The organism is Enterococcus canis NBRC 100695 (genome assembly GCF_001544375.1).
GTDB lineage: Bacteria > Bacillota > Bacilli > Lactobacillales > Enterococcaceae > Enterococcus_H > Enterococcus_H canis.
Map to the genome: position 1 here is coordinate 45,959 of NZ_BCQJ01000007.1, position 24,306 is coordinate 70,264.

General features: G+C 42.5%; 37 protein-coding genes. 3 read left to right on the forward strand and 34 right to left on the reverse strand.

Annotated elements, in window-relative coordinates; all coding sequences use genetic code 11:
- Positions 1 to 62: 62 nt before the first annotated feature.
- Positions 63 to 1,214, forward strand: a complete 1,152-nt coding sequence (locus tag ECA01S_RS10520; RefSeq protein ID WP_067395089.1) for an ROK family transcriptional regulator — start codon at positions 63 to 65, stop codon at positions 1,212 to 1,214.
- A gap of 126 nt (positions 1,215 to 1,340) precedes the next feature.
- Here ECA01S_RS10520 and ECA01S_RS10525 read toward each other — a convergent pair whose 3' ends face one another.
- From ECA01S_RS10525 to ECA01S_RS10675, 32 genes are all read right to left on the reverse strand, one after another.
- Positions 1,341 to 1,676, reverse strand: a complete 336-nt coding sequence (locus ECA01S_RS10525; protein WP_067395092.1) for a hypothetical protein — start codon at positions 1,674 to 1,676, stop codon at positions 1,341 to 1,343.
- Entirely contained in the window at positions 1,642 to 2,979 is a 1,338-nt protein-coding gene (locus tag ECA01S_RS10530; RefSeq protein WP_067395095.1) for a DUF1576 domain-containing protein, read from the reverse strand. The genes ECA01S_RS10525 and ECA01S_RS10530 overlap by 35 nt, the downstream gene beginning before the upstream one ends.
- 244 nt (positions 2,980 to 3,223) lie before the next feature.
- Positions 3,224 to 3,604, reverse strand: coding sequence for a 50S ribosomal protein L17 (gene rplQ, locus ECA01S_RS10535; RefSeq protein WP_067395098.1), 381 nt, complete (start codon positions 3,602 to 3,604; stop codon positions 3,224 to 3,226).
- 25 nt (positions 3,605 to 3,629) lie between these two features.
- Positions 3,630 to 4,568 (reverse strand): DNA-directed RNA polymerase subunit alpha, encoded by a 939-nt coding sequence (locus ECA01S_RS10540; RefSeq protein ID WP_067395102.1) that lies wholly within the window; start codon positions 4,566 to 4,568, stop codon positions 3,630 to 3,632.
- 82 nt (positions 4,569 to 4,650) lie between these two features.
- Complete coding sequence (gene rpsK, locus ECA01S_RS10545) at positions 4,651 to 5,040, reverse strand: 30S ribosomal protein S11 (protein WP_067395105.1); 390 nt, start codon at positions 5,038 to 5,040, stop codon at positions 4,651 to 4,653.
- A gap of 27 nt (positions 5,041 to 5,067) precedes the next feature.
- Positions 5,068 to 5,433 (reverse strand): 30S ribosomal protein S13, encoded by a 366-nt coding sequence (gene rpsM / locus ECA01S_RS10550; RefSeq protein ID WP_067395108.1) that lies wholly within the window; start codon positions 5,431 to 5,433, stop codon positions 5,068 to 5,070.
- Between the two features lie 18 nt (positions 5,434 to 5,451).
- Positions 5,452 to 5,568, reverse strand: coding sequence for a 50S ribosomal protein L36 (gene rpmJ, locus ECA01S_RS13910; RefSeq protein ID WP_002288710.1), 117 nt, complete (start codon positions 5,566 to 5,568; stop codon positions 5,452 to 5,454).
- Between the two features lie 31 nt (positions 5,569 to 5,599).
- On the reverse strand, positions 5,600 to 5,818 hold the full coding sequence (gene infA / locus ECA01S_RS10555) for a translation initiation factor IF-1 (RefSeq protein WP_067395111.1): 219 nt from the start codon (positions 5,816 to 5,818) through the stop codon (positions 5,600 to 5,602).
- Positions 5,819 to 5,998: 180 nt separating this feature from the next.
- Entirely contained in the window at positions 5,999 to 6,643 is a 645-nt protein-coding gene (locus ECA01S_RS10560; RefSeq protein WP_067395114.1) for an adenylate kinase, read from the reverse strand.
- Positions 6,644 to 6,699: 56 nt separating this feature from the next.
- Entirely contained in the window at positions 6,700 to 7,998 is a 1,299-nt protein-coding gene (gene secY / locus ECA01S_RS10565; protein ID WP_067395117.1) for a preprotein translocase subunit SecY, read from the reverse strand.
- Complete coding sequence (gene rplO, locus ECA01S_RS10570) at positions 7,998 to 8,438, reverse strand: 50S ribosomal protein L15 (protein ID WP_067395120.1); 441 nt, start codon at positions 8,436 to 8,438, stop codon at positions 7,998 to 8,000. Before rplO ends, secY begins: the two co-directional genes overlap by 1 nt.
- A 42-nt stretch (positions 8,439 to 8,480) precedes the next feature.
- The gene (gene rpmD, locus ECA01S_RS10575) at positions 8,481 to 8,660 is read right to left on the reverse strand and encodes a 50S ribosomal protein L30 (RefSeq protein WP_067395123.1); all 180 of its coding nucleotides are present in this window, start codon (positions 8,658 to 8,660) and stop codon (positions 8,481 to 8,483) included.
- A 14-nt stretch (positions 8,661 to 8,674) separates the two neighbouring features.
- Complete coding sequence (gene rpsE, locus ECA01S_RS10580) at positions 8,675 to 9,175, reverse strand: 30S ribosomal protein S5 (protein ID WP_067395126.1); 501 nt, start codon at positions 9,173 to 9,175, stop codon at positions 8,675 to 8,677.
- Between the two features lie 20 nt (positions 9,176 to 9,195).
- Positions 9,196 to 9,552, reverse strand: a complete 357-nt coding sequence (gene rplR / locus ECA01S_RS10585; protein WP_082703295.1) for a 50S ribosomal protein L18 — start codon at positions 9,550 to 9,552, stop codon at positions 9,196 to 9,198.
- A 90-nt stretch (positions 9,553 to 9,642) separates the two neighbouring features.
- Positions 9,643 to 10,179, reverse strand: coding sequence for a 50S ribosomal protein L6 (rplF, locus tag ECA01S_RS10590; RefSeq protein ID WP_067395132.1), 537 nt, complete (start codon positions 10,177 to 10,179; stop codon positions 9,643 to 9,645).
- 30 nt (positions 10,180 to 10,209) lie between these two features.
- Complete coding sequence (gene rpsH, locus ECA01S_RS10595; protein ID WP_067395135.1) at positions 10,210 to 10,608, reverse strand: 30S ribosomal protein S8; 399 nt, start codon at positions 10,606 to 10,608, stop codon at positions 10,210 to 10,212.
- A 32-nt stretch (positions 10,609 to 10,640) separates the two neighbouring features.
- On the reverse strand, positions 10,641 to 10,826 hold the full coding sequence (locus ECA01S_RS10600; RefSeq protein ID WP_002288673.1) for a type Z 30S ribosomal protein S14: 186 nt from the start codon (positions 10,824 to 10,826) through the stop codon (positions 10,641 to 10,643).
- A gap of 18 nt (positions 10,827 to 10,844) precedes the next feature.
- Positions 10,845 to 11,384, reverse strand: a complete 540-nt coding sequence (rplE, locus tag ECA01S_RS10605; RefSeq protein WP_067395139.1) for a 50S ribosomal protein L5 — start codon at positions 11,382 to 11,384, stop codon at positions 10,845 to 10,847.
- Positions 11,385 to 11,411: 27 nt separating this feature from the next.
- A complete protein-coding gene (rplX, locus tag ECA01S_RS10610) occupies positions 11,412 to 11,723 on the reverse strand; it encodes a 50S ribosomal protein L24 (RefSeq protein WP_067395142.1) in 312 nt (103 codons plus the stop codon).
- A 34-nt stretch (positions 11,724 to 11,757) separates the two neighbouring features.
- Positions 11,758 to 12,126, reverse strand: a complete 369-nt coding sequence (gene rplN / locus ECA01S_RS10615; RefSeq protein WP_016250297.1) for a 50S ribosomal protein L14 — start codon at positions 12,124 to 12,126, stop codon at positions 11,758 to 11,760.
- Positions 12,127 to 12,175: 49 nt separating this feature from the next.
- Positions 12,176 to 12,439, reverse strand: a complete 264-nt coding sequence (rpsQ, locus tag ECA01S_RS10620; protein WP_067395145.1) for a 30S ribosomal protein S17 — start codon at positions 12,437 to 12,439, stop codon at positions 12,176 to 12,178.
- Between the two features lie 24 nt (positions 12,440 to 12,463).
- A complete protein-coding gene (rpmC, locus tag ECA01S_RS10625; protein WP_002383858.1) occupies positions 12,464 to 12,652 on the reverse strand; it encodes a 50S ribosomal protein L29 in 189 nt (62 codons plus the stop codon).
- The gene (gene rplP / locus ECA01S_RS10630; protein ID WP_067395148.1) at positions 12,642 to 13,076 is read right to left on the reverse strand and encodes a 50S ribosomal protein L16; all 435 of its coding nucleotides are present in this window, start codon (positions 13,074 to 13,076) and stop codon (positions 12,642 to 12,644) included. The genes rpmC and rplP overlap by 11 nt, the downstream gene beginning before the upstream one ends.
- 2 nt (positions 13,077 to 13,078) lie before the next feature.
- Positions 13,079 to 13,735 carry a 30S ribosomal protein S3 gene (gene rpsC / locus ECA01S_RS10635; RefSeq protein WP_067395151.1) on the reverse strand — a complete coding sequence of 219 codons (657 nt, stop codon included), beginning with the start codon at positions 13,733 to 13,735 and terminating at the stop codon, positions 13,079 to 13,081.
- Between the two features lie 13 nt (positions 13,736 to 13,748).
- Positions 13,749 to 14,096: a 50S ribosomal protein L22 gene (gene rplV / locus ECA01S_RS10640; RefSeq protein ID WP_067395154.1), complete on the reverse strand. Its 348-nt coding sequence runs from the start codon at positions 14,094 to 14,096 to the stop codon at positions 13,749 to 13,751.
- A 22-nt stretch (positions 14,097 to 14,118) separates the two neighbouring features.
- On the reverse strand, positions 14,119 to 14,397 hold the full coding sequence (gene rpsS / locus ECA01S_RS10645; protein WP_010756443.1) for a 30S ribosomal protein S19: 279 nt from the start codon (positions 14,395 to 14,397) through the stop codon (positions 14,119 to 14,121).
- A 37-nt stretch (positions 14,398 to 14,434) separates the two neighbouring features.
- Positions 14,435 to 15,265, reverse strand: a complete 831-nt coding sequence (rplB, locus tag ECA01S_RS10650; RefSeq protein WP_067395157.1) for a 50S ribosomal protein L2 — start codon at positions 15,263 to 15,265, stop codon at positions 14,435 to 14,437.
- A gap of 39 nt (positions 15,266 to 15,304) precedes the next feature.
- Positions 15,305 to 15,595 (reverse strand): 50S ribosomal protein L23, encoded by a 291-nt coding sequence (gene rplW, locus ECA01S_RS10655; RefSeq protein ID WP_067395160.1) that lies wholly within the window; start codon positions 15,593 to 15,595, stop codon positions 15,305 to 15,307.
- Positions 15,595 to 16,218: a 50S ribosomal protein L4 gene (gene rplD, locus ECA01S_RS10660; RefSeq protein WP_067395163.1), complete on the reverse strand. Its 624-nt coding sequence runs from the start codon at positions 16,216 to 16,218 to the stop codon at positions 15,595 to 15,597. Before rplD ends, rplW begins: the two co-directional genes overlap by 1 nt.
- A gap of 27 nt (positions 16,219 to 16,245) precedes the next feature.
- The gene (rplC, locus tag ECA01S_RS10665) at positions 16,246 to 16,875 is read right to left on the reverse strand and encodes a 50S ribosomal protein L3 (RefSeq protein ID WP_067395166.1); all 630 of its coding nucleotides are present in this window, start codon (positions 16,873 to 16,875) and stop codon (positions 16,246 to 16,248) included.
- Between the two features lie 30 nt (positions 16,876 to 16,905).
- A complete protein-coding gene (rpsJ, locus tag ECA01S_RS10670) occupies positions 16,906 to 17,214 on the reverse strand; it encodes a 30S ribosomal protein S10 (RefSeq protein ID WP_002290443.1) in 309 nt (102 codons plus the stop codon).
- A gap of 344 nt (positions 17,215 to 17,558) precedes the next feature.
- A complete protein-coding gene (locus ECA01S_RS10675; RefSeq protein WP_067395169.1) occupies positions 17,559 to 18,434 on the reverse strand; it encodes a YitT family protein in 876 nt (291 codons plus the stop codon).
- 147 nt (positions 18,435 to 18,581) lie between these two features.
- On the opposite strand from ECA01S_RS10675, the gene ECA01S_RS10680 reads away from it, so the two are divergent.
- Together ECA01S_RS10680 and ECA01S_RS10685 are read left to right on the forward strand one after the other, a co-directional pair.
- Positions 18,582 to 18,902 (forward strand): PTS sugar transporter subunit IIB, encoded by a 321-nt coding sequence (locus tag ECA01S_RS10680; RefSeq protein WP_067395173.1) that lies wholly within the window; start codon positions 18,582 to 18,584, stop codon positions 18,900 to 18,902.
- Between the two features lie 16 nt (positions 18,903 to 18,918).
- Complete coding sequence (locus tag ECA01S_RS10685) at positions 18,919 to 19,686, forward strand: alpha/beta hydrolase (protein WP_067395176.1); 768 nt, start codon at positions 18,919 to 18,921, stop codon at positions 19,684 to 19,686.
- 49 nt (positions 19,687 to 19,735) lie between these two features.
- On the opposite strand, the gene msrA is transcribed toward ECA01S_RS10685, so the two are convergent.
- A complete protein-coding gene (gene msrA / locus ECA01S_RS10690; protein WP_067395178.1) occupies positions 19,736 to 20,251 on the reverse strand; it encodes a peptide-methionine (S)-S-oxide reductase MsrA in 516 nt (171 codons plus the stop codon).
- A gap of 408 nt (positions 20,252 to 20,659) precedes the next feature.
- A complete protein-coding gene (gene rpoC, locus ECA01S_RS10695; protein WP_067395181.1) occupies positions 20,660 to 24,301 on the reverse strand; it encodes a DNA-directed RNA polymerase subunit beta' in 3,642 nt (1,213 codons plus the stop codon).
- Positions 24,302 to 24,306: the final 5 nt, after the last annotated feature.

Sequence of the window (24,306 nt, forward strand, 5' to 3'; positions counted from 1 at the left end):
GCTTTCAAAATAATTTTTATTAGAATACAATGACAATAGAGCAAACGAAAGGACTACACGCTATGATCTCAAGTAAATATACGATTCGCGAACAAAATGAAGCGAACATTCTCAAAACAATTATTGATCAAAAGGAAATCTCCCGTGCCGAGGTTTCTGTCAAAACTGGCTTGAACAAGGCTTCTGTTTCAGCAATCACGAAAAAACTAATGGAAGACGAATTAATTTTAGAGACTCGAGTTGGTGATGCTTCTAATGCTGGCGGTCGCAAGCCTATCATGCTGACTTTTAACCGGCAAGCAGCTTTAGTCATTGCGTTTGACTTAGGCTACAACTATATCGAAGCAATGCTTGCTTATATTGACGGTACGGTTGTAGGAACTGTTTCCAAGCGCCGGATACCGGTAACATCTGCGAATATCGTGGCCCAAATCCAAGAAACCATCCACCATTTTCAAGATCTGCAGCCGAATACCCCACATGGAATTGTGGGAATGACCATCGCGATCCACGGGGTAGTTCATCGCGACTTGCCAATTTTTACCCCATATTATGATTTAGACCATTTAGATCTGCAGAAAGAACTACAAAATCTTTACGACTTTCCGATTTTTGTTCATAATGAAGCGAACTTAGCAGCTTTAGGTGAATACACTTTTTCTTCCCAATATCAAAGTTTAGTTAGCATCAGTATCCATAGCGGGATTGGGGCAGGTATTGTCGAAGCGGGGCGTCTGCAATTGGGCAAGCACGGACAAGCAGGCGAGATTGGTCACTCTATTCTTTATCCAGAAGGTCGGCCCTGTCCTTGCGGCAATCACGGCTGTCTAGAGCAATACGCCTCTAACAAGGTCACCTATGATGAATTTGCGGCGTTAAAGGGACTTGATTATGTCAACTCAGAGATCTTACTAAGCTATGTCCAAAAGGAAGATCCAGAGGCCTTACAATTGCTCCGACGAAATGCCTCGTTATTGAGTATCGGTATCAATAATATTGCCATGCTCTATGATCCTGATATCGTCGTAATCAACAGTTCTCTTTATCGACGCATTCCCGCAATGGTAGAGATGGTCAGCAAAGACTTAAAGAGTCGCTTCTCAAAAGATATTATTGTTCGTAACACCCACTTAGAAGATAAAGCCACACTTTACGGTGCTTTTGCTGTATCGGCGCAAAATTTTCTCAATATCCAAAAATTGAAGTTGAACTAAGCAAGACTGATAAACTTATGCCAAGAATAACACTGTTTTTTAAGCCCCAAAAAACCACCACAGCAAATCCTATGGATCTCGCTGTGGTGGTTTTTGGATTAAATCTATTGATTGACCTGGTTACTGCTAGCCTCGACGAAATACCTTCACCGCAAATATCGGTTCATCGAAAAAGAGTTCCACATCATCAATTAAGGAGCCTAAAACATGATAATTTTCTCGTTCATGATGGATATCTCCTAACATTTCTAAATAATACTCCTCTAAATAGGCTTCTCGCGGCACCTGTAGGCTAGCTGAGAATTCGGCCATATCTTCTGGTGGAGCTGGCGTTTCCCCTTGTAACTCGATATATAGCCCCTCTGACAAGAAACTAATACCAATTTTGATTTCCTGAATATCATGCATATAATAATAAGTCAGCAGCTCATCCACGATTTTCCTTGAGATCTCTTTTTCCACGTATTCGTTTTTCCCTTCCAACTTGCGTAAAATTATCTAATAATGGGACTAAAAAGCCAGCGACAAAACCGCTAGAGAATCCATTGTTATACAGATTCAAGCCGCCATGTAAATAGCCTACGTTGAAAACCAACGTCATATGTAACACCCCAGCAATCACGCCATAAATACTGCCATAGTACCCGCTGATAGGAGCTAAACTCGTAGCAAAAATTGCAGCTACTAAAACCCCTGTTTGATTGACATCGTGAAAGCTCGTAAAAGTCGAAACCAAAAAAACACCAATCAAAACCGGTAAACTATTTTTGATATGATTCCCAAACGCACTAAACCCCACTGCTGATAGCAAGGCGCCAATGACCGGACCGCTTAAGGTGCCTTGGACAACTAAGACGTACCCCAACAGCAAGAAGCCCATTAGCGCCATATTAACTAGCGTAGGACCAAGACCGGCAATCACAACAAAGTCTGTCATCAGCTTTCCCGAACTGTTTAAAATCGTCTGTAAATTACGCCAAGGCGTCCTAAGCTTAAACATTAAGGCTAGGCCCAACAGGAGCATACCAAAAAAGGCACATAGCGACAATACTAATAGAAATTCATGGGCATCTGAGGAAATAATATTTTGATTAGTGACTTCCACACTGCACATACGGATAAAACCGGTAAAAAACATGGCAATAATACCCGAAGTAAAGCCAACATTATAGAGGGTAAAGCCTTGGTGAAAGTGCAAAAACTGCGCCGCCAAAAGTGGTAAGCATGCACCAATCAAAATACCGGCGAGATAACCTAAGGCAACACCCCAAGCCAAGGGTAAGCCTAGACCAAAGGTAATAAAACTGACTACCGGCGATAACGCACTGCCAAATAGCGATACTAATAAGTAATGAGCAAACGGCTTTTTCATGTAGCGCGCATACAAATAGACTCCTAGCATAATTGGAATCGAATTATATAGATTCTTGCCAAAGAAAGAATAACCCGCAACTGTAAAGATCCCCGCATATAACGGCCCCGTCAGATGAACGTGTTGTCGTTGAATCAGTAAAATACTAATCAACATCAATAAGCCGCTATTAAAACAAGCACTACCAAGATTCCCTAAAGCAATAAAGTCAGTAAATAACTGACTTGGCGACGTTAAAATACGCCCAAAACCTGCCAGCACTTCTGGCAAAGGATCGGTTAGCAAGCCCAGTGTCATTAGAAATAATGCCACACTATACGCAAACAGGTAATTGACTTTTTGCGGTAACTGACGCTTCTCAACGTGTAAAAAAATAACAGGTCTTTCTGACATAGATTCACCTCCTCTTTAACTATACAGAAAAGGATAAGCTAACGTCAATACAGGCCTGCAAATAACGATATGTATTTGGAATATAAAAAAAAGCCGTTCGACTATCGAACGCCAGGAAATAAAAAACACTTTATGATGAGTGCGTACTCTCCGGAGAGTTCCGGAGAGTCGCGCAGAGCTAGACTCGGAGCGAGGGCTCCAACATCATAACACTCTAAGTTACATAAAGTGATGGGATAGAGTTTTAAACAAATTCGATAACAACCATCGGTGCAGCATCGCCGCGACGTGGTTCAGTTTTCAAAATGCGAGTGTAACCACCTTGACGTTCCGCATAGCGGGGTCCTAAGTCGTTAAACAATTTTTGCAATGCAGATTCGATCACAACTTCTTCGTTTTCTTCACGTACACTTGCAACTTCGTTACGTACGAATGCAGCCGCTTGACGACGAGCATGCAAATCGCCACGTTTACCTAAAGTAATCATTTTTTCTGTAGTTGAACGAACTTCTTTAGCACGTGCTTCAGTCGTCACGATACGTTCGTTGATAATCAGATCAGTTGTTAAATCACGCAACATCGCTTTACGTTGGCTAGATGTGCGCCCTAATTTACGATAACTCACGCTGATTTCCCTCCTTCGTCAAATACTAATCGTCTTTACGTAGACCCAAACCAAGATCGTGTAATTTAGACTTCACTTCTTCAAGTGATTTACGTCCTAAGTTACGTACTTTGATCATTTCTGGTTCAGATTTATTAGTTAATTCTTGAACAGTATTGATTCCTGCTCGTTTTAGACAGTTGTATGAACGAACTGATAAATCAAGTTCTTCAATCGTCATTTCCAACATTTTTTCTTTTTGCGTTTCTTCTTTCTCTACCATGATTTCAGCGTTTTTCGCTTCATCAGTCAAGTTTACGAAGATATCCAAATGTTCAGTTAGGATTTTAGCAGAAAGACTTAATGCTTCTTGTGGAATGATCGAACCATCTGTCCAGATTTCCATCGTTAATTTATCAAAGTCCTGACGGTTCCCTACACGAGTGTTTTCCACTTGGTAGTTCACACGGCGAACTGGCGTATAGATGGAGTCAACAGGCAATACACCAATTGGCATATCTTCTGTTTTATTTTCGTCCGCTTGCACATACCCGCGGCCTGGTTTAACAGTCAAGCGTGCATGGAAGGTTGCGCCTTCAGAAACGGTACAAAGATATAAATCTTTATTTAAGATCTCTACATCACTGTCTACGATAATATCGCCGGCAGTTACAGTAGCTGGCCCTGTAATATCGATTTCAAGGGTTTTTTCTTCTTGTGCGTATAATTTCAAAGCAAGACCTTTGATATTCAAAATGATTTGCGCCACATCTTCACGAACACCTTTTACGGTTGAAAATTCATGAAGGACACCATCGATTTGAATATTGGTGATCGCTGCCCCTGGCAAAGAAGACAATAAAATACGACGTAGAGAATTACCTAAAGTAGTCCCATAACCTCTCTCAAGTGGTTCTACGACGAACTTGCCATAATCTCTATCTTCATCAATTTTGGCGATTCTTGGTTTTTCAAATTCAATCATTCTTATCTTATACCCCTTTCAAAACGAAAAGCGTCTGGTTTAATGACGAAAATCCTTTTCAACTCAAAATGAGTGGCACTCATTAAACACGACGGCGTTTTGGAGGGCGGCATCCATTGTGAGGAACTGGAGTCACGTCACGAATTGCAGTCACTTCAAGTCCTGTTGCTTGTAATGAACGAATTGCTGCTTCACGTCCTGAACCAGGGCCTTTTACTGTTACATCGACAGTTTTAAGTCCATGCTCCATTGCGACTTTTGTTGCAGCTTCTGCAGCCATTTGAGCGGCAAATGGTGTAGACTTCTTGCTTCCTTTAAAACCTAATGAACCAGCAGATGACCATGAAATTGCATTTCCATGTACGTCTGTGATCATGATGATTGTATTGTTGAATGTTGAATGAATGTGAGCCACACCTGATTCAATATTCTTTTTCACACGGCGTTTACGACTAACTTTTTTTGCTGCCATGAAGTTCTAACCTCCTTCACTTAGGAATTATTTTTTCTTACCTGCTACGGTACGAGCTGGACCCTTACGAGTGCGCGCGTTGTTTTTAGTATTTTGTCCACGAACTGGCAAACCACGACGGTGACGGATACCACGGTAAGAACCGATTTCCATCAGACGTTTGATGTTCAAGTTGATTTCGCGACGAAGATCCCCTTCAACTTTCAATTTGTCCACTTCCGCACGGATAGCATCAGTTTGTTCGTTAGTTAAGTCACGTACACGGACGTCTTCAGAAACGCCAGCGTTCGCTAGAATTTGTTTCGCACTAGTATTTCCGATACCGTAAATGTAAGTAAGAGAAACTACTACGCGTTTATCACGAGGAATATCTACTCCTGCAATACGAGCCATATGCTGTTACACCTCCAATTATCCTTGACGTTGTTTATGTTTTGGATTTGCTGGGCAAATCACCATAACGCGTCCTTTACGACGAATTACTTTACAATGTTCGCACATTGGTTTTACTGATGGTCTTACTTTCATGATAATACCTCCCTGATTTTACGGAGTACAATTATTTAAAGCGATAAGTAATCCGACCACGAGTTAGATCATAAGGCGACAGTTCAACTGTCACTTTGTCACCAGGCAAGATACGAATGTAGTGCATTCGGATTTTCCCTGATACGTGAGCTAACACGACGTGTCCGTTTTCCAGTTCAACTTTAAACATTGCATTCGGCAAAGTTTCGACGACTGTACCTTCGATTTCAATCATATCATCTTTTGCCACGCACAGTACCTCCTTGGTTTTGTTTCGCATTTTCACACGATAAAACGGCGGAAACCTCTGTCCCCACCTGAAATTCTTAAACGACTCGTCCGAAAACAGTAGAAGTCGGACTGAAACATTTTACCACAATTGTTCTAACTTCGCAAGAGTGAGTTTGGCGGTTCAAGAGTTGTGCGCTGACTATTCAATGATTGTTTTCACTTCTTGAAAGACCTCATCGATATCACGATCACCATCGATCGTTTTCAGCAAGCCTTGCGCTTCATAATACTCAAGGATTGGCGCACTGCTTTCGATGTTGACTGCCAAGCGATTTTTGACCGTCTCAGGTTTATCATCTTCTCTTTGATAGAACTCGTGGCCGCCGCAACGATCACATGTGCCCTCTTCAGTCGGTGGATTGAAGATTTTATGGTAAGTAGCCCCACAATTGCGACACATGAAACGTCCTGCTAAACGTTCCACTAAGATCTCTTCCGCTACGTGGATATTAACGACTGCGTCAATCCCTTTGTTCAGCTCACTCAAGATCTCATCTAACGCTTTTGCTTGGTTCAACGTTCTTGGAAAACCATCTAATAAGAATCCTTTGGCTGTGTCCGGTTCGGCTAAGCGTTCCTTCACGATACCATTCGTCACTTCGTCAGGTACCAAAGCGCCTTGATCCATATAAGATTTAGCTTTTAATCCTAATTCTGTTTCGTTGGCCATTGCCGCCCGAAACATATCCCCAGTCGAGATATGAGGGATTCCGTAAGCATCAATAATTTTTTCAGCTTGCGTCCCTTTCCCGGCACCAGGAAGTCCCATTAAAATGAGGTTCATCTCTTTCCCTCCTAATGTGAGAATGGTGCTGAGGCATAAACCTCAACACACGCTTCTTACTTATTGATAAAGCCAACGTATTGACGTTTCAGCATTAAACCTTCTAGTTGTTTTGCTGATTCCAAGGCTACCCCGATTACGATCAAAAGACTGGTTCCGCCTAAACCGATTGATTGAGGCAAGTTCCAAATCATTTGAGCAATGATTGGCAGCAAAGCAACCAACCCCAAGAAAATTGAACCGACTGTACTTAAACGCATTAATAATGCGGATACGTACTCTTCTGTGCCTTTTCCTGGACGAACACTTGGAATATAGCTTCCTTGTTTTTGCAGGTTCTCTGCAAGTTTTTCCGGATTCACTTGAACGAACGCGTAGAAGAACGTGAACGCTACGATCAACACAGTGTAGATCGTGGCACCGGGAATCGTATTATAGTTGAAGATCTGTTGCATCACTTGATACCAGCCTTCACCTTGATAATTACGACCAACAAATTGCAGAATCGCGTTTGGTGTTGCGATCAATGAACTGGCAAAGATTACCGGGATAACCCCAGCGGCATTTACTTTTAATGGTAAGTAACTGCTTGTAGGCGCGCCGGCAACGCGTTTAGTATATTGGATCGGAATTTTGCGTTCTGCTTGTTGAACGTACGTTACGACCGTAATGATCGCAAGAATGGCAACTAGCAAGACAACCACAAAAATAACAGATTTCCAGATATCACTTGGATCGATATTCACGAAGTAATCTTCGTAAATCTCTTTGATGCTTTGCGGCAAACGAGAGATGATCCCAGCAAAGATGATCATAGAAACACCATTTCCGATTCCGTTCTCAGTGATCTGCTCCCCTAACCAGGTAACAAACATCGTCCCACCGGTCAAAACGATCCCGATAACGATATAAGTCATAGCAGTTGGGTTCTCAACGATACCGAGCTGGCTGAAATTATTGAACATAGCGGTGATCCCTAAAGATTGCACAAACGCTAAGACCAGGGTCAAATAGCGTGTCGCTTGATTCAATTTCTTCCGTCCAACTTCCCCTTGTTTTGACCATTCAACAAACTTCGGCACGATATCCATCTGCAAGAGTTGGATAATGATAGAAGCAGTGATGTAAGGGGAAACCCCCATGGCAAAAACAGAGAAGTTTTGCATAGCACTACCGCTGACCATGTTCAGCATGTTGAAAAACGGCAATTCACTTAGTCCACTCAATCCCGTCGCATCCACTCCAGGTACCGTAATTTGGGCCCCTAAGCGGAAAACGAACAGAATAAAGACTGTAAACAAAATTTTAGACCTAATGTTTTTGACTTTGAATGCTTCTTTCAGCAGTTTGAACATTAGATCACCTCGATTGAACCACCAGCAGCAACGATTGCTTCTTCAGCTGCTTTGGAGAATTTAGCTGCTTTAACAGTTAATTTCTTGTTCAATTCACCAGTAGCAAGTACTTTGATTCCAGCTTTTTCGTTTTTCACGTAGCCAGCTTCAACTAATGTAACTGGAGTAACTTCTGCACCGTCTTCAAAACGATTCAAAACATCCAAGTTCACGATAGCGTACTCTTTACGGTTGATATTTGTAAAGCCGCGTTTTGGTAAACGACGGAATAAAGGCGTTTGACCCCCTTCGAATCCAAGACGTACACCACCGCCAGAACGAGCTTTTTGCCCTTTTTGACCGCGACCACTAGTTTTACCGTTACCAGATGAAGTTCCCCGACCGACACGATTGCGTACTTGACGAGAACCTTCTGCAGGTTTTAATTCATGAAGTTTCATAGGTTGGCACCTCCTTAATCAATTCTTGCTTAAAAAAAGTTTTTAAACTTCTTCAACGTCCACTAAGTGAGAAACAGTTTTAACCATGCCTTTGATTGCATCATTAGCTGGTTTCACTACAGTTGTATTCACTTTACCTAGACCCAACGCTTTAACAGTATCACGTTGGTTTTGAGGACGTCCGATAACGCTGCGTTTTAAAGTAATTTTTAATTCAGCCATGTTGTTTGTCCTCCTTATCCGATCAATTCTTCAACTGATTTGCCGCGAAGTTGTGCAACTTCTTCAGCACGTTTCAACTGTTTCAAGCCATCAACAGTTGCGCGAACAACGTTGATTGGTGTGTTTGAACCTAATGATTTAGATGTGATATCAGCCACGCCAGCCAATTCCAATACGGCACGGACTGGTCCACCAGCTGCAACCCCAGAACCTTCTACTGCAGGTTTCATTAGGATGCGGCCGCCGCCGAATACACCGATTACTTCATGAGGAATGGTAGAACCAACCATCGGTACTTCGATTAAGTTTTTCTTTGCGTCTTCGATTGCTTTACGAATAGCTTCAGGTACTTCTTGCGCTTTACCAGTACCGAAACCTACGTGACCATTTCTGTCTCCTACAACCACAAGAGCAGCAAAGCGTAGACGACGTCCACCTTTAACAACTTTTGTTACGCGGTTGATGGCAACAACGCGGTCTTCTAATTCCAAATGTTTTGGATCAATATAAGCCATTGTATGGTGTCCTCCTTTTCCTAAAATTCTAGTCCATTTTCACGTGCAGCTTCAGCTAAAGCGGCTACGCGGCCATGGTAAAGGTATCCACCACGGTCAAAGACTACTTCCTTAATTCCTTTTTCAGCAGCGCGTTCTGCTACTAGTTTCCCAACAGCTGCGGCAGTTTCGGATTTTGTTCCACCTGAAATTTCTTTATCCAAGGTAGAGGCACTTGCTAGCGTCACACCCGCTACGTCATCAATTACTTGTGCGTAGATGTTTTTGTTAGAACGGAAAACGTTCAAGCGTGGGCACTCAGCAGTACCAGAGATTTTGTTACGTACACGACGATGTCTCTTTTGACGTGTTTTGTTTTTATCTGGTTTTGTAATCACAATTGTCACCTCTTTATTAGTGCTAGCCCTTAGGCCGCAGATCGTACAGACAGCGGCCAGGCAATCACTTGCCTGTGCTGACGACGATTATTATTTACCAGTTTTACCTTCTTTACGGCGTACGTATTCGCCAACATAGCGGATACCTTTACCTTTATAAGGTTCTGGCGGACGAGTGCCACGAATGTTCGCTGCAACTTCGCCTACAACTTCTTTATTAGATCCTTTAACGATTACCTGTGTATTCGCAGGAACTTCAATCGTAATACCTTCTGGTGCTACGATTTCAACTGGGTGAGAGTACCCAACGTTCAATACAAGTTTAGTACCTTGTAATTGCGCACGGTAACCGACCCCGATCAATTCCAAAGCTTTTTGGAACCCTTCGCTAACACCAACAACCATGTTGTTGAAGTTTGCACGAGTCGTGCCGTGGATTGTTTTCATTTCTTTGCTGTCGTCTGGACGAGTGAATGTTACTTCGCTGCCTTCGATGTTCATCTTGATCTCAGCAGGGAAAGTACGTGTCAATTCACCTTTTGGTCCTTTAACTGTTACATCGTTTCCGTTTTGTGTTACTTCAACACCTGCAGGTAAAACGACGATTTTATTCCCAATACGGCTCACTGAAAGACACCTCCTTGTGTAGTTATAAAATTACCATACGTAAGCGAGTACTTCGCCGCCGATGTTTTTTGCTCTAGCTTCTTTATCAGTGACAACACCTTCTGAAGTAGAGATCATTGCGATACCTAAACCGTTCAATACTTTAGGTACTTCGTCTGCTTTCACGTATACGCGCAGACCTGGTTTAGAGATACGTTTTAAGTTTGTGATAACACGCTCGTCATTTTTCCCGTATTTCAAGAATACGCGGATGATGCCTTGTTTGTCATCTTCGATATATTCAACATCGCGGACGAAACCTTCACGTTTCAAGATTTCAGCGATATCACGTTTGATTTTAGATGCAGGTACTTCTAATGATTCGTGTTTTACCATGTTGGCATTACGAATGCGTGTTAGAAAATCTGCAATTGGATCTGTCATGACCATTGAACTATTTACCTCCTTTATGCGAGTATTGTTTACCAGCTAGCTTTCTTCACGCCGGGAATTTGACCTTTATAGGCAAGTTCGCGGAAGCAAATACGGCAAAGATGAAATTTACGATAAACTGAATGTGGACGTCCGCAACGTTCGCAACGAGTGTAAGCCTGTGTTGAGAATTTAGCAGGGCGTTTGTTTTTAGCAATCATTGATTTTTTAGCCACGTAGTTCGCCTCCTTTTTTTATTTTTGGAATGGCATGCCTAATTGTGACAACAATTCGCGAGATTCTTCGTCTGTTTGAGCTGTTGTTACGATAACGATATCCATTCCGCGTACTTTGTCGACTAAATCATAGTCTACTTCTGGGAAGATCAACTGTTCTTTGATCCCTAAAGTGTAGTTACCGCGTCCGTCGAATGCTTTCTTGCTCACACCGTGGAAGTCACGCACACGAGGAAGAGAAACTGTGACTAATTTGTCTAGGAATTCATACATGCGTTCGCCACGTAAAGTAACTTTCGCGCCGATTGGCATACCTTCACGTAAGCGGAAACCCGCGATAGATTTTTTAGCTTTGGTGATCATTGGTTTTTGACCTGTGATCAATGTCAATTCTTCAACTGCTTTATCTAAGTTTTTAGCATTAGATACAGCGTCGCCCACACCCATGTTGATTACGATCTTTTCAACTTTTGGTGCTTCCATAACTGAACTGTAGTTGAATTTTTCCATTAATGATGGAATTACTTCTTTAGAATATTTTTCTTTCAGGCGGTTCATCGAATAAGCCCCTCCTTCCATTAGTTATTATTTATCTAGAACTTCACCGGTTTTTTTAGAAACACGTACTTTTTTACCGTCGACTTCTTTGTAGCCAACACGTGTTGCTTCACCATTTGATGGGTCAACGACCATGACGTTAGAGACATGGATCGGTGCTTCCATCTCGATGATGCCGCCTTGAGGAGCAGCTGCATTCGGTTTTTGGTGTTTTTTCATCACGTTGACGCCTTCGACGATGACTTTGTCTTTTTTAGGAAACGCTGCTAATACAACGCCTTCTTTGTTTTTGTCTTTACCAGTGATAACTTTAACTTTATCGCCTTTTTTAACAAACATTACTGTTTCGCACCTCCTTTGATAAGTGACACAATTATAATACTTCTGGTGCTAGTGAAACGATCTTCATGAAGTTGTTTTCACGTAGTTCACGTGCAACAGGGCCAAAGATACGAGTACCACGAGGGCTCTTGTCGTCACGAATAATCACTGCAGCATTTTCATCAAATTTGATATAAGAACCATCGGCACGACGAGCGCCAGATTTTGTACGAACGATAACGGCTTTGACGACATCGCCTTTTTTGACAACCCCACCTGGCGTTGCTTGTTTGACCGTAGCAACGATCACATCGCCAATGTTCGCCGTTTTACGACCAGATCCACCTAGGACTTTGATCGTCAAGATTTCACGTGCGCCTGAGTTATCAGCGACTTTCAAACGACTTTCTGCTTGGATCACGATTGTATCCTCCTTTCAGACTTTGCGGTTCATCTTTATGAGGAACTCGTTAGATTACAACAGCTTTTTCGACAACCTCTAATAGACGGAAGCGTTTTGTTGCAGATAAAGGACGAGTTTCCATGATTTTCACGATATCGCCAACTTTTGCTTCGTTGTTTTCATCGTGTACTTTATAATTTTTAGAGTAATTCATACGTTTACCGTAGATAGGGTGGTTTTTCTTTGTTTCAACGACAACACTGATAGTTTTATCCATTTTGTCTGAAACCACGCGACCTTGATAAACTTTACGTTGATTTCTTTCAGTCATACGCGTTTGGGCCTCCTTCCACGATTAGTTTGCTTGTTCACGCAAAACAGTTTTGATGCGTGCAATCGATTGACGTACTTCTTTGATACGTGCAGTATTTTCTAATTGACCAGTTGCTAGTTGGAATCTTAAGTTAAACAATTCTTCTTTCAATTGTTTTTCTTTATCAAGCATTTCGGCAGTGGTTAGTTCTCTGATTTCTTTAACCTTCATTCGATTCACCACCCATTTCTTCACGTTTTACGATCTTTGTTTTCACAGGTAATTTGTGAGAAGCAAGACGTAAAGCTTCACGTGCAACTTCTTCAGGAACGCCGGCGATTTCAAACATGATCTTGCCGCGTTTCACTGGAGCAACCCAACCTTCTGGAGCCCCTTTACCTTTACCCATACGTACGCCGATCGCTTTTGATGTATATGATTTATGAGGGAAAATTTTAATCCATACTTTCCCACCACGTTTCATGTAACGTGTCATGGCGATACGTGACGCTTCGATTTGACGGTTTGTGATCCAGTGAGATTCTACAGCTTGTAAGCCCCATTCTCCAAAAGCCACTTCTTTGCCGCCTTTCGCTTCTCCGCGCATTTTTCCGCGGAATTCACGACGGTGTTTTACACGTTTAGGTACTAACATGATTATTTCCCTCCTTTCTCAGTGTTTTTTTTCGTTGGCAAGATTTCGCCACGATAGATCCACACCTTAACTCCTAATTTACCGTAAGTTGTGTCTGCTTCTTCCCATGCGTAGTCGATGTCGGCACGCAATGTATGAAGAGGAACAGTTCCTTCAGAGTATCCTTCGCTACGAGCGATATCCGCACCGTTTAAACGACCTGATACTTGTGTTTTGATTCCTTTAGCGCCAGAACGCATTGTGCGTTGGATCGCTTGTTTTTGAGCACGACGGAAAGCCACACGGTTTTCTAATTGACGTGCGATTCCTTCGCCGACTAATTTTGCATCTAAATCTGGTTTTTTGATTTCCACGATGTTGATGTGGACACGTTTACCAGTTAATTTATTTAATTCTTTACGAAGACTTTCAACTTCAGATCCGCCCTTACCGATAACCATACCTGGTTTAGCAGTGTGGATAGAAATGTTCACGCGATTTGCAGCACGTTCGATTTCAATAGTAGATACAGAAGCATCCGCAAGTCTTTTCGCGATGAATTTACGAATTCTTAGATCTTCATGCAGGTATTCAGCATACTCTTTTTCAGCATACCATTTTGCATCCCAGTCGCGGATGATGCCTACACGCATTCCAATTGGATGTACTTTTTGACCCACTGAATGTCCCTCCTTATTTTTCTGATACGACTACAGTAATATGACTTGTCCGTTTGTTGATTGGTGAAGCTGAGCCTTTTGCACGAGGACGGAACCGTTTCATAGTTGGTCCTTCATTAACAAAAGCTTCAGATACAACCAAGTTTTCAACATCTAGATCAAAGTTGTTTTCTGCATTCGCTACTGCAGACATCAAAACTTTTTCGATAATTCCTGCAGATTTGTTTGGTGTAAATTTCAAAATAGAAATAGCTTCTGCAACGCTTTTCCCTCTGATAAGATCGATAACTAAACGCGATTTACGAGGTGAAGTACGAACTGTTTTCGCAGTTGCTTTTGCTGAAGTAATTTGTTCTGCCATTACTATTTCCTCCCCTCAATAATTAACGTCTTGTTTTCTTATCGTCAGCAGCGTGGCCACGATAAGTTCTAGTTGGTGCGAATTCACCTAATTTATGTCCAACCATATCTTCTTGGATATAAACTGGTACATGTTTACGTCCGTCATATACAGCAATTGTAAATCCTACAAAGTTAGGAAAGATTGTTGAACGACGAGACCAAGTTTTAATAACTTTTTTCTTTTCAGCGCCTTGTTGAGCTTCAACTTTTTTCATTAAATGATCATCAGCGAAAGGCCCTTTTTTTAAACTACGACCCATGGTGAACCTCCTCTCAAAATGTACGATTCATGGTCAGTTATTTATTCTTACGACGAACAATAAGTTTGTCAGATTTAGCTTTTTTATTACGTGTTTTGTAACCAAGTGCTGGTTGGCCCCAAGGAGAAACTGGTGCTTTACGTCCGATTGGCGCTTTACCTTCACCACCACCGTGTGGGTGATCGTTAGGGTTCATTACGCTACCACGTACAGTTGGGCGTTTGCGCATCCAACGAGAACGTCCAGCTTTACCGATGTTGATCAATTCGTGTTGTTCGTTACCAACAGCACCGATTGTTGCACGGCATGTTGCTAAGATCATTCGAACTTCGCCTGAATTCAAGCGGATCAAGACGTATTTGCCTTCTTTACCAAGTACTTGTGCACTTGTACCAGCTGAACGGATTAATTGTCCGCCTTTTCCTGGTTTCATTTCGATGTTGTGGATCACAGTACCAACTGGAATATTTTCTAGTGGTAATGCATTCCCTACTTTGATATCAGCTTCTGGTCCAGATACTAATTGCATCCCAACTTGTAAGCCTTTTGGAGCTAAGATATAAGCTTTGACCCCATCTTCGTAATGTACTAACGCGATGTTAGCAGAACGGTTTGGATCATACTCAATTGTTTTTACAGTTGCAACAACGTTGTCTTTGTTACGTTTGAAGTCGATCACGCGGTATTGACGCTTGTGACCGCCACCTTGATGACGAACTGTGATGCGACCGTTGTTGTTACGACCGGCATTATTTTTCAATGGTTGTAACAATGACTTTTCTGGTTTTGAAGTTGTGATTTCAGCGAAATCAGAACTTGTCATGTTACGACGACCATTTGAGGTAGGTTTGTACTTTTTAATCGCCACGTCTTTTTCCCTCCTATTTGATAGTTATTTCAAGTCTGCTTATTCAGCAGCGTCGAAAATTTGGATTTCTTTAGATTCTTCTGTCAATGTAACGATCGCTTTGCGACGTTTTTTGGTATATCCTGCATATTTGCCCATGCGTTTGAATTTAGGACGCACGTTTACGATGTTTACGTTTTTAACTTTCACATCGAATGCTGCTTCAACAGCTTGTTTTACTAAAGTTTTATTTGCTTTCGTATCCACTTCAAAAGTGTATTTCTTGTCATCCATGGCAAGCATAGACTTTTCAGTGATCAACGGGCGTTTGATAACATCTAGTAAGTTCATTATGCAAGCACCTCCTCTACTTGAGTAAGAGCAGTTTGCGTGATCAACAATTTATCGTTTGATACCACATCCAATACGCTTACGTTATCTGAAGCGACAACTGTCACGTTTGGCAAGTTACGTGCAGATAAAGCTGCAAAATCGTTACCTGGTTCTAAAACGATTAATACTTTCGTATCAATTGTCAAGTTAGCAAGAACTTGTTTGAATTCTTTTGTTTTTGGTGCGTCGAAGCTTAAGCCATCCACTACTACCAAGTTGCTATCTGCAACTTTGCTTGATAATACAGATTTCATTGCTAAGCGACGAACTTTTCTAGGAAGTTTGTAGCTGTATGAACGTGGAGTCGGTCCGAAGACTACGCCACCGCCACGCCATTGTGGTGAACGGATTGAACCTTGACGAGCACGACCTGTTCCTTTTTGGCGCCATGGTTTACGGCCACCGCCACGAACAGCACTGCGGTTTTTCACAGCGTGTGTTCCTTGTCGTAATGAAGCGCGTTGCATGATGATGGCATCATAGACAACTGTTTCATTTGGTTCGATTCCGAAAATAGCGTCGTTTAAAGTAACTTCGCCATTTTGTGTTCCATCTTGTTTGAATAATGCTACGTTTGGCATTCCCTAGTTCCTCCTTTCCTCTACCGATTATTTAGCCTTCACAGCTGATTTGATAGTGATCAATGATTTTTTAGCTCCTGGAACGTTTCCTTTGATTAGGATAGCGTTGCGTTCCACGTCAACTTTAACAATCTCTAAGTTTTGGATCGTTACACGGTTGCCACCCATACGGCCAGCAAGGTGTTTATTTTTAAATACACGGTTAGGTGCAACTGGACCCATTGACCCAGGACGACGGTGGTAACGAGAACCGTGAGCCATTGGTCCGCGGCTTTGGCCGTGACGTTTAATAACCCCTTGGAACCCTTTACCTTTCGTAGTACCTGTAACATCAACGATATCTCCTGCTTGGAAAATATCCACTTTAACTTCTTTTCCTACTTCGTATTCTCCTAGCTCAACATCCTTGAATTCCTTAATGAAGCGCTTAGGAGCCGTGTTTGCTTTTGCAACATGACCTTTCGCAGGTTTGTTAGACAAAACTTCACGCATATCTTGGTAACCGACTTGGATAGCTTCGTAGCCATCAGTTTCCATTGTTTTTACTTGCAATACCACGTTTGGTGTTGCTTCGACAACAGTTACTGGGATCAATTCGCCAGATTCTGTGAAGATTTGAGTCATTCCCACTTTTTTCCCTAAGATTCCTTTGGTCATGAGTACACCTCCATTACATTATTTTTTTGATTATAGTTTGATTTCGATGTTAACGCCAGACGGTAAGTCTAGTTTCATCAACGCATCGACCGTTTTTGGTGTTGGATTCACGATGTCGATTAGACGTTTGTGAGTCCGCATTTCGAATTGTTCGCGAGAATCTTTGTATTTATGAGTCGCACGAATAATAGTGTAAAGACTGCGTTCAGTTGGTAATGGAATTGGACCAGACACGCTAGCTCCAGTTCTTTTTGCAGTTTCCACGATTTTATCCGCTGATTGATCTAAAATACGGTGTTCATACGCTTTTAAACGGATACGAATTTTTTGTTTTGCCATCTTGTTCCCTCCTTCGCCTATTTTGAAAAGTAGACATAGCTCCACGAAAATTTTCCGTCACGCTCGTTCGTGGCAAAGCGTCCGGGCGTGTCGCAACCTCTCGTTTCCTCGCCGATGGATTTCCATTTGGACCCCCACCAGTACCGGATACCTGTCGGTAAACAGCACCTTTATGATTATATTATAGAAATGCGCGTATCGCAAGCTTTTTTTTCTGAAAAACTGCAATTTTGCAAGGGATTTTCATTCATTACTGTTTGACCGAAAAAAATGAAGAAAAAAAATCCCGCCACAGCAAAGGGCAGAATTTTTTTCTTCCTATTAATAATATTCTTATTTCGTGATTAATAATCAGATTCATAGAAACGTCCCAGAATGCGGACATTATCTGAGATACTGACAAAGGCGTTAGGATCAGCTTTGCGCATACCACTTTCTAGGTTCGGCAGTTCAAAACGCGTCACAACCGTTAGCAGTACAGTCTGTTTGTCGTGACTATACGCCCCTTCCGCTTCATTAATAATCGTAATGCCACGGCGTAAGCGACGTTGCATTTCATCAATGACCTTATCTGGGTGTCGCGTAATAATCATGACCTGCATCTTTTTCTGCTTGGTAAAGACCACGTCTGTAACTCGGCCGCTGGAGAAAATCGCTAGCGCACTGTAAAACATGTATTGCCAACCAAATAAGAAGCCTGCTACGAATACAATGACTACGTTGAAATAAATCGAAATAGAGCCGATCGTACGTCCTGTCTTTTTGCGAATGGTAATACTAATGATATCTAAGCCGCCGGAAGACAAACCGTTGCGCAAAGCAAAGCCGATACCCGCACCACTCAACACACCCCCAAAGATGGCGCAAATAATCGGGTCGGTGGAAAGAACGGTTTGCGGAATAATATGGATAAAAATCGAAGTCAGACTGACTGTAATAAAGGTGTAAAAGGTAAACTTTTTACTAATGGTCAGCCAGGATAAGAAAAATAGCGGAATATTTAGTAGATACAACGTTACTGAAACGGGTAAGGTATAACCAATGACTTTGCCCGAAAGTGTCGTTAGAATTTGCGCCAGACCCGTGATACCACTAGAATAGATATTTCCAGGTAAGTAGAAAAAATTCAAGGCGACAGACGCTAAAATCGCATAGACGATCGCCACCGATAATTTTGTTGTTACTTCATTAATGTTCAATTCGCGAAAAAATTTAACCACTAGGCATGCCTCGCTTCTGTTGGATTCCTTCTAATTATACGTTGTCCGCCAAGAGAAAAAAAGCTTTTCACTGAAAAGTGTCTTTGTTTTCCTAATTCTTTAGATGGTGCTAGACTAAAATCAATAAGAAGAAAAGAAGGGATTTATATGTCCAAAGAGATTTTAGTGGTCTGCGCTGCCGGCATGACTTCTAGTATGATTGCCGCCCGGATGCAAAAAGCAGCTGAAGCCGATCATTATGACGTAGTGATTCATTCAGCTGATTCTGGCGATGCCGAAAACACGCTGAAAGAAAAGCAACCTGATGTGGTTTTACTAGCGCCCCAAGTTCGTTACTTTGAAGAAGCCTTTGATAAGCTAGCAGCCGGCACCAAAACCAAAGTCGGCGTAATGGATATGCGCGCTTTTGGCTTAATGGACGGCGAGAAAATTTTGACCCAAGCCCGTACACTTTTAGGTGACGTTTAAGAAAGGAAGGCTATTTATGGAAATTAAAACGGATATTCTTTATGCCGAAAAGCTTTACTTAGACCTTTATGTTCCCGAAAATCCACGTGGAGCAGTGATTGACGTCCACGGCGGTGGCTGGTTCCGCGGAGACAAAGCCAAAGATGCCGACTGGGCAACTCGTTTTGCAGAGCAAGGCTATTTGACGATTGTGCCTAATTATCGTTTAGCACCAGAAGTCACTTATCCCGCACCAATCGAAGACTTAGAAAAGGCTTTGGCTTGGCTGAAAACTAGCGCTTATCCATTCGACCGTGAAAAAATTGCGGTGGCTGGTTCCTCTTCCGGTGGTAATTTAGCGATTGAATTAGGTCTACGCCATCAGCTGCCAGTTATTTCTTTATCTGGCGTTATTGAGATTGATAATTGGCTGGCTGCTCACCCAACGGTGGTAGCGGCAATGGATACTTCACAAGATTTTGACCACACGGCTAGCGCGAAAATTGATCAGGGCGGGGCCAACGATGCGTTTTATAAATGGTTCGTCTTAAATTACGTGCCAGAACCCCAAGCCCAAAAGGATGCCTCACTGTTACACCGTATCGATCAAACAGCGCCGCCAATGTTTTTAGCTAATGCCATGCACGAATTAGTACCCACCAGCGGCGTCTTAGCCTTACAAGCGGCGCTGACCGCGCAAGATGTGCCCTCGCAAACAGCCATCGTAACCGGCACACAACATGCAAAAGGGTATCTCGATGTGGTTAATGACAGTATTTTCGCCTTTTTAACTACTTATCTTTAATCAAAAAAAATCGTCGTCTTTCCAATCAGAAAAGGCGACGATTTTTTTATTACCAATTTTCCCGCAAAAACCCAGCACGACCGGAACCTTCACGGTAACGACCATAGTGGAGCGGATTCTTTTTATAATAATCTTGATGATACTCTTCGGCTGGGTAGAAGGTCTGCGCAGGTTCAATCTGCGTCACGATAGGTTCACTAAAACGACCACTAGCAGCCAACGCCTTTTTAGATGCTTCTGCGACCTTTCGTTGCGCGTCACCTTGATAAAAAATGACGGGACGATAAGAAGTACCGCGATCCGCAAATTGACCCAAAGCATCTGTAGGATCAGTCTGTTGCCAATAAATGTTGACTAACTCAGCATACGAAATAACTTCTGGATCGAAAGTAATCTCAACGGCTTCAGTGTGACCCGTCAGTCCGGTCGTAACTTGCTCATAAGTTGGGTTAGGTACCTGTCCGCCGGTATAGCCCGACACCACTTTCAAAATTCCTGGTTGGGTCTCAAAAGGTTTCACCATACACCAAAAACAGCCACCAGCAAAAATTGCCGTTTCTTTCATAATACTATCCCTCCTTTTCCTCATTCTACGCTTACCAATTACAAACAGATAATTTTTTGCTCAAAAAAAGAGTCAAAGACATAGCTCAAAAAGTTATGTCCCTGACTCTTTCCGAATAAACGGTGAAAGCAGAAGCAACAGCTATACGCATACAGTTACTGCTAAGCTTTGCTAAGCAGAACTAGCAGCCTTCGGAAATAAGCTGGAATACACAAAAATTTGAAGAGCAATTTCCGTATATTCCTTCTTATTTGCTTTGAATCACAACGATTGCCTTAGGTAGAGTTGATGATGAAAAGTACCTACCTGGTGCTTTGAATCACAACGATTGCTTCCAGAAGAGTTGATGATGAAAAGAACCTACTTGGTCTCGGGGTTAGGCGCTTCTGCTCCAACCTCTTACATCATTTATTTCTTAGCGTCTTCTGCAGCCATTTGTGCTTCAATGTCTGAAATACTATAAACATTTTCGCTAGCTACACCGACTTCTTTTGGTTCCATATTGCGGTATGTTGCCATACCAGTACCAGCAGGAATAATTTTCCCGATGATAACATTTTCTTTCAAGCCCAACAATGGATCGCGTTTGCCGCGGATCGCCGCATCGGTTAGGACACGTGTTGTTTCTTGGAAAGAAGCGGCTGATAAGAAACTGTTGGTTTCCAAGGACGCTTTTGTGATCCCTAGTAAAACTGGACGAGACGTAGCTGGTACGCCACCAGCAACTAGCGTTTCATAGTTGCGGTCTTTGAATTCAGCAATATCAAGTAACGTACCTGGTAAGATATCCGTGTCACCTGGGTCCATTACGCGGACTTTACGCAACATTTGACGAACCATTACCTCGATATGTTTGTCGCCGATTTCTACCCCTTGCATGCGGTAAACGCGTTGAACTTCCCGCAATAGGTAGTTTTCAACTGACAAGACATCGCGGACTTGCAATAATTGTTTTGGATCGATAGAACCTTCTGTCAATGGCGCTCCGCGATGAATATAATCGCCTTCTGCCACTTTCATACGTGCTGTATAAGGAACAGCATAGGTCCGTGTATCCGTTTGACCTTTGATGGTTACTTCTTTTGAACGTGTTGCAGGATCTTCAGAAATATCGATAACTTCACCAGTAACTTCTGTGATGACTGCTTGCCCTTTAGGATTACGGGCTTCAAAAATTTCTTGGACACGAGGTAGACCTTGTGTAATATCGTCTCCGGCAACCCCGCCCGTATGGAACGTACGCATGGTCAACTGAGTACCAGGTTCACCGATTGATTGCGCTGCAATTGTACCAACAGCTTCCCCAACCTCAACACCAGCACCGGTTGCCAAGTTACGGCCGTAACAGTGTTTACATACACCGTGTTTAGTATTACATGTAAAGACTGAACGGATCGTTACACGTTCAATACCAGCATCCACAATTTCTTTCGCTAAGTCTTCGGTGATAATTTCGTCATTACCAACGATCACAGCGCCAGTTTCAGGGTGAATAACAGCTTTACGTGTGTAACGTCCAATCAAACGTTCTTCTAATGATTCGATGATTTCATTGCCTTCACGAATCGCAGCGATTTCTAGACCACGGTCAGTTCCACAGTCTTCTTCGCGAATAATCACATCTTGGGCCACGTCTACTAAACGACGCGTCAAGTAACCAGAATCGGCTGTTTTCAAGGCCGTATCGGTCATCCCTTTACGGGCACCGTGAGTTGAGATAAACATTTCCAAGACCGTCAAACCTTCACGGAAGTTGGAAATAATCGGCAATTCCATGATTCGACCATTTGGAGCGGCCATCAAACCACGCATCCCAGCAAGCTGAGTAAAGTTAGAGATGTTACCACGGGCTCCAGAATCAGACATCATGAAGATCGGGTTCTTAGCATCCAAGCTTTCCATCAGTTTCAATTGGATTTGGTCTTTAGCAGAGTTCCAGATACCGATTACGCGTTCATAGCGTTCGTCATCTGTAATCAAACCACGACGGAATTGTTTCGTAACAGTTTCCACTTGTTTGTGGGCTTCTTCGATAATTTCTTGTTTTTCATGCAAGACAACGATATCGGCAATCCCTACTGTGATACCGGCCATCGTAGAGTGCTTGTAACCTAAGTCTTTCATGCGGTCCAACATTTTAGAAGTTTCGGTAATTTTGAAACGTTTGAAGACTTCGGCAATGATATTCCCTAAGTTTTTCTTCTTGAATGGATTGATTAATTCTTGTTCTTTGATTAAAGCCGGAATATCAGCGCCAGCTTCAACAAAGTATTTGTCCGGTGTTTGTTCCGTCAAGTTGAAATCAGTTGGTTCATTCAAATAAGGGAATTCAGTCGGCATAATTTCATTGAAGATCACTTTTCCGACTGTCGTAATCATTAAGCGTTCTTTTTGCCATTCAGTAAATGGTTTGTCTCCTAAAGTTTTCGGATCGATAGCGATACGAGAATGTAAATGGACATAGCCATTACGCCAAGCAGTTACCGCTTCGTTCATATCGCGGAAAATCATGCCTTCGCCTTCGCGATCGTCTTCTTCCATCGTCAAGTAATAGTTACCTAAGACCATATCTTGAGAAGGAGTTACAACTGGCTTACCATCTTTTGGATTCAAGATGTTTTGAGCTGCTAACATCAGCATCCGTGCTTCAGCTTGCGCTTCTTCATTCAATGGTACGTGAACCGCCATTTGGTCCCCATCGAAATCGGCATTGTAGGCTTCACACACTAATGGGTGCAAACGAATAGCACGGCCTTCAACCAAGACTGGTTCAAAGGCTTGGATACCCAGTCTATGCAGTGTAGGTGCCCGGTTCAGTAGAACTGGATGTTCCCTGATAACGTCTTCCAAGACATCCCAAACAGCGTCTTCTTGACGTTCAATTTTACGTTTAGCATTTTTGATATTAGAAGCCAATTCCCGTTGCACTAATTCGCGCATTACGAATGGTTTGAACAATTCGATCGCCATTTCTTTTGGCAGACCACATTGATACATCTTCAAGTTTGGACCTACAACGATAACGGAACGACCTGAATAGTCAACCCGTTTACCCAGCAAGTTTTGACGGAAACGACCTTGTTTCCCTTTCAACATATGAGAAAGAGATTTCAATGGGCGGTTACCTGGTCCAGTAACTGGACGGCCACGACGACCATTATCGATCAACGCGTCAACTGCTTCTTGCAGCATCCGTTTTTCATTTTGCACAATGATGTTTGGTGCATTCAAATCTAACAAACGTTTCAAACGGTTGTTACGGTTAATAACCCGACGATACAAATCGTTCAAGTCACTCGTAGCAAAACGGCCACCTTCTAATTGGACCATTGGACGCAAGTCTGGTGGGATAACAGGAATAACATCCATTACCATCCAGCTTGGTTCATTACCTGAACTACGGAAGGCTTCCAAAATATCTAGACGACGAATAGCACGCGTCCGTTTTTGACCTTGTGCTGTCTTCAATTCTTCCTTCAATTCAGCTACTTCAGCATCTAAATCAACTTGATCTAATAATTGTTTGATAGCTTCGGCACCCATGGCTGCTTGGAATCCTTGACCGTATTGTTCCCGTTTTTCACGGTATTCACGTTCAGTCAATAATTGTTTTTTCTCTAAGCTTGTATCACCTGGTTCGATTACGACATAAGAAGCAAAGTAGATGATTTCTTCTAATGCCCGTGGGCTCATATCTAACACTAGACCCATCCGGGAAGGGATACCTTTGAAGTACCAGATATGAGAAACTGGTGCTGCCAATTCGATATGACCCATACGTTCACGACGTACTTTAGAACGAGTTACTTCTACCCCACAACGGTCGCAGACGATTCCTTTATAACGGATTCGTTTGTATTTTCCACAGGCACATTCCCAGTCTTTTGTTGGACCAAAGATGCGTTCACAGAAAAGCCCTTCGCGTTCAGGTTTTAACGTCCGGTAATTGATCGTTTCCGGTTTTTTTACTTCTCCGTATGACCAGCTTCTGATTTTTTCTGGAGAAGCCAAACCGATTTGCATACTTTCGAATTTATTTACATCGATCAAAAGGG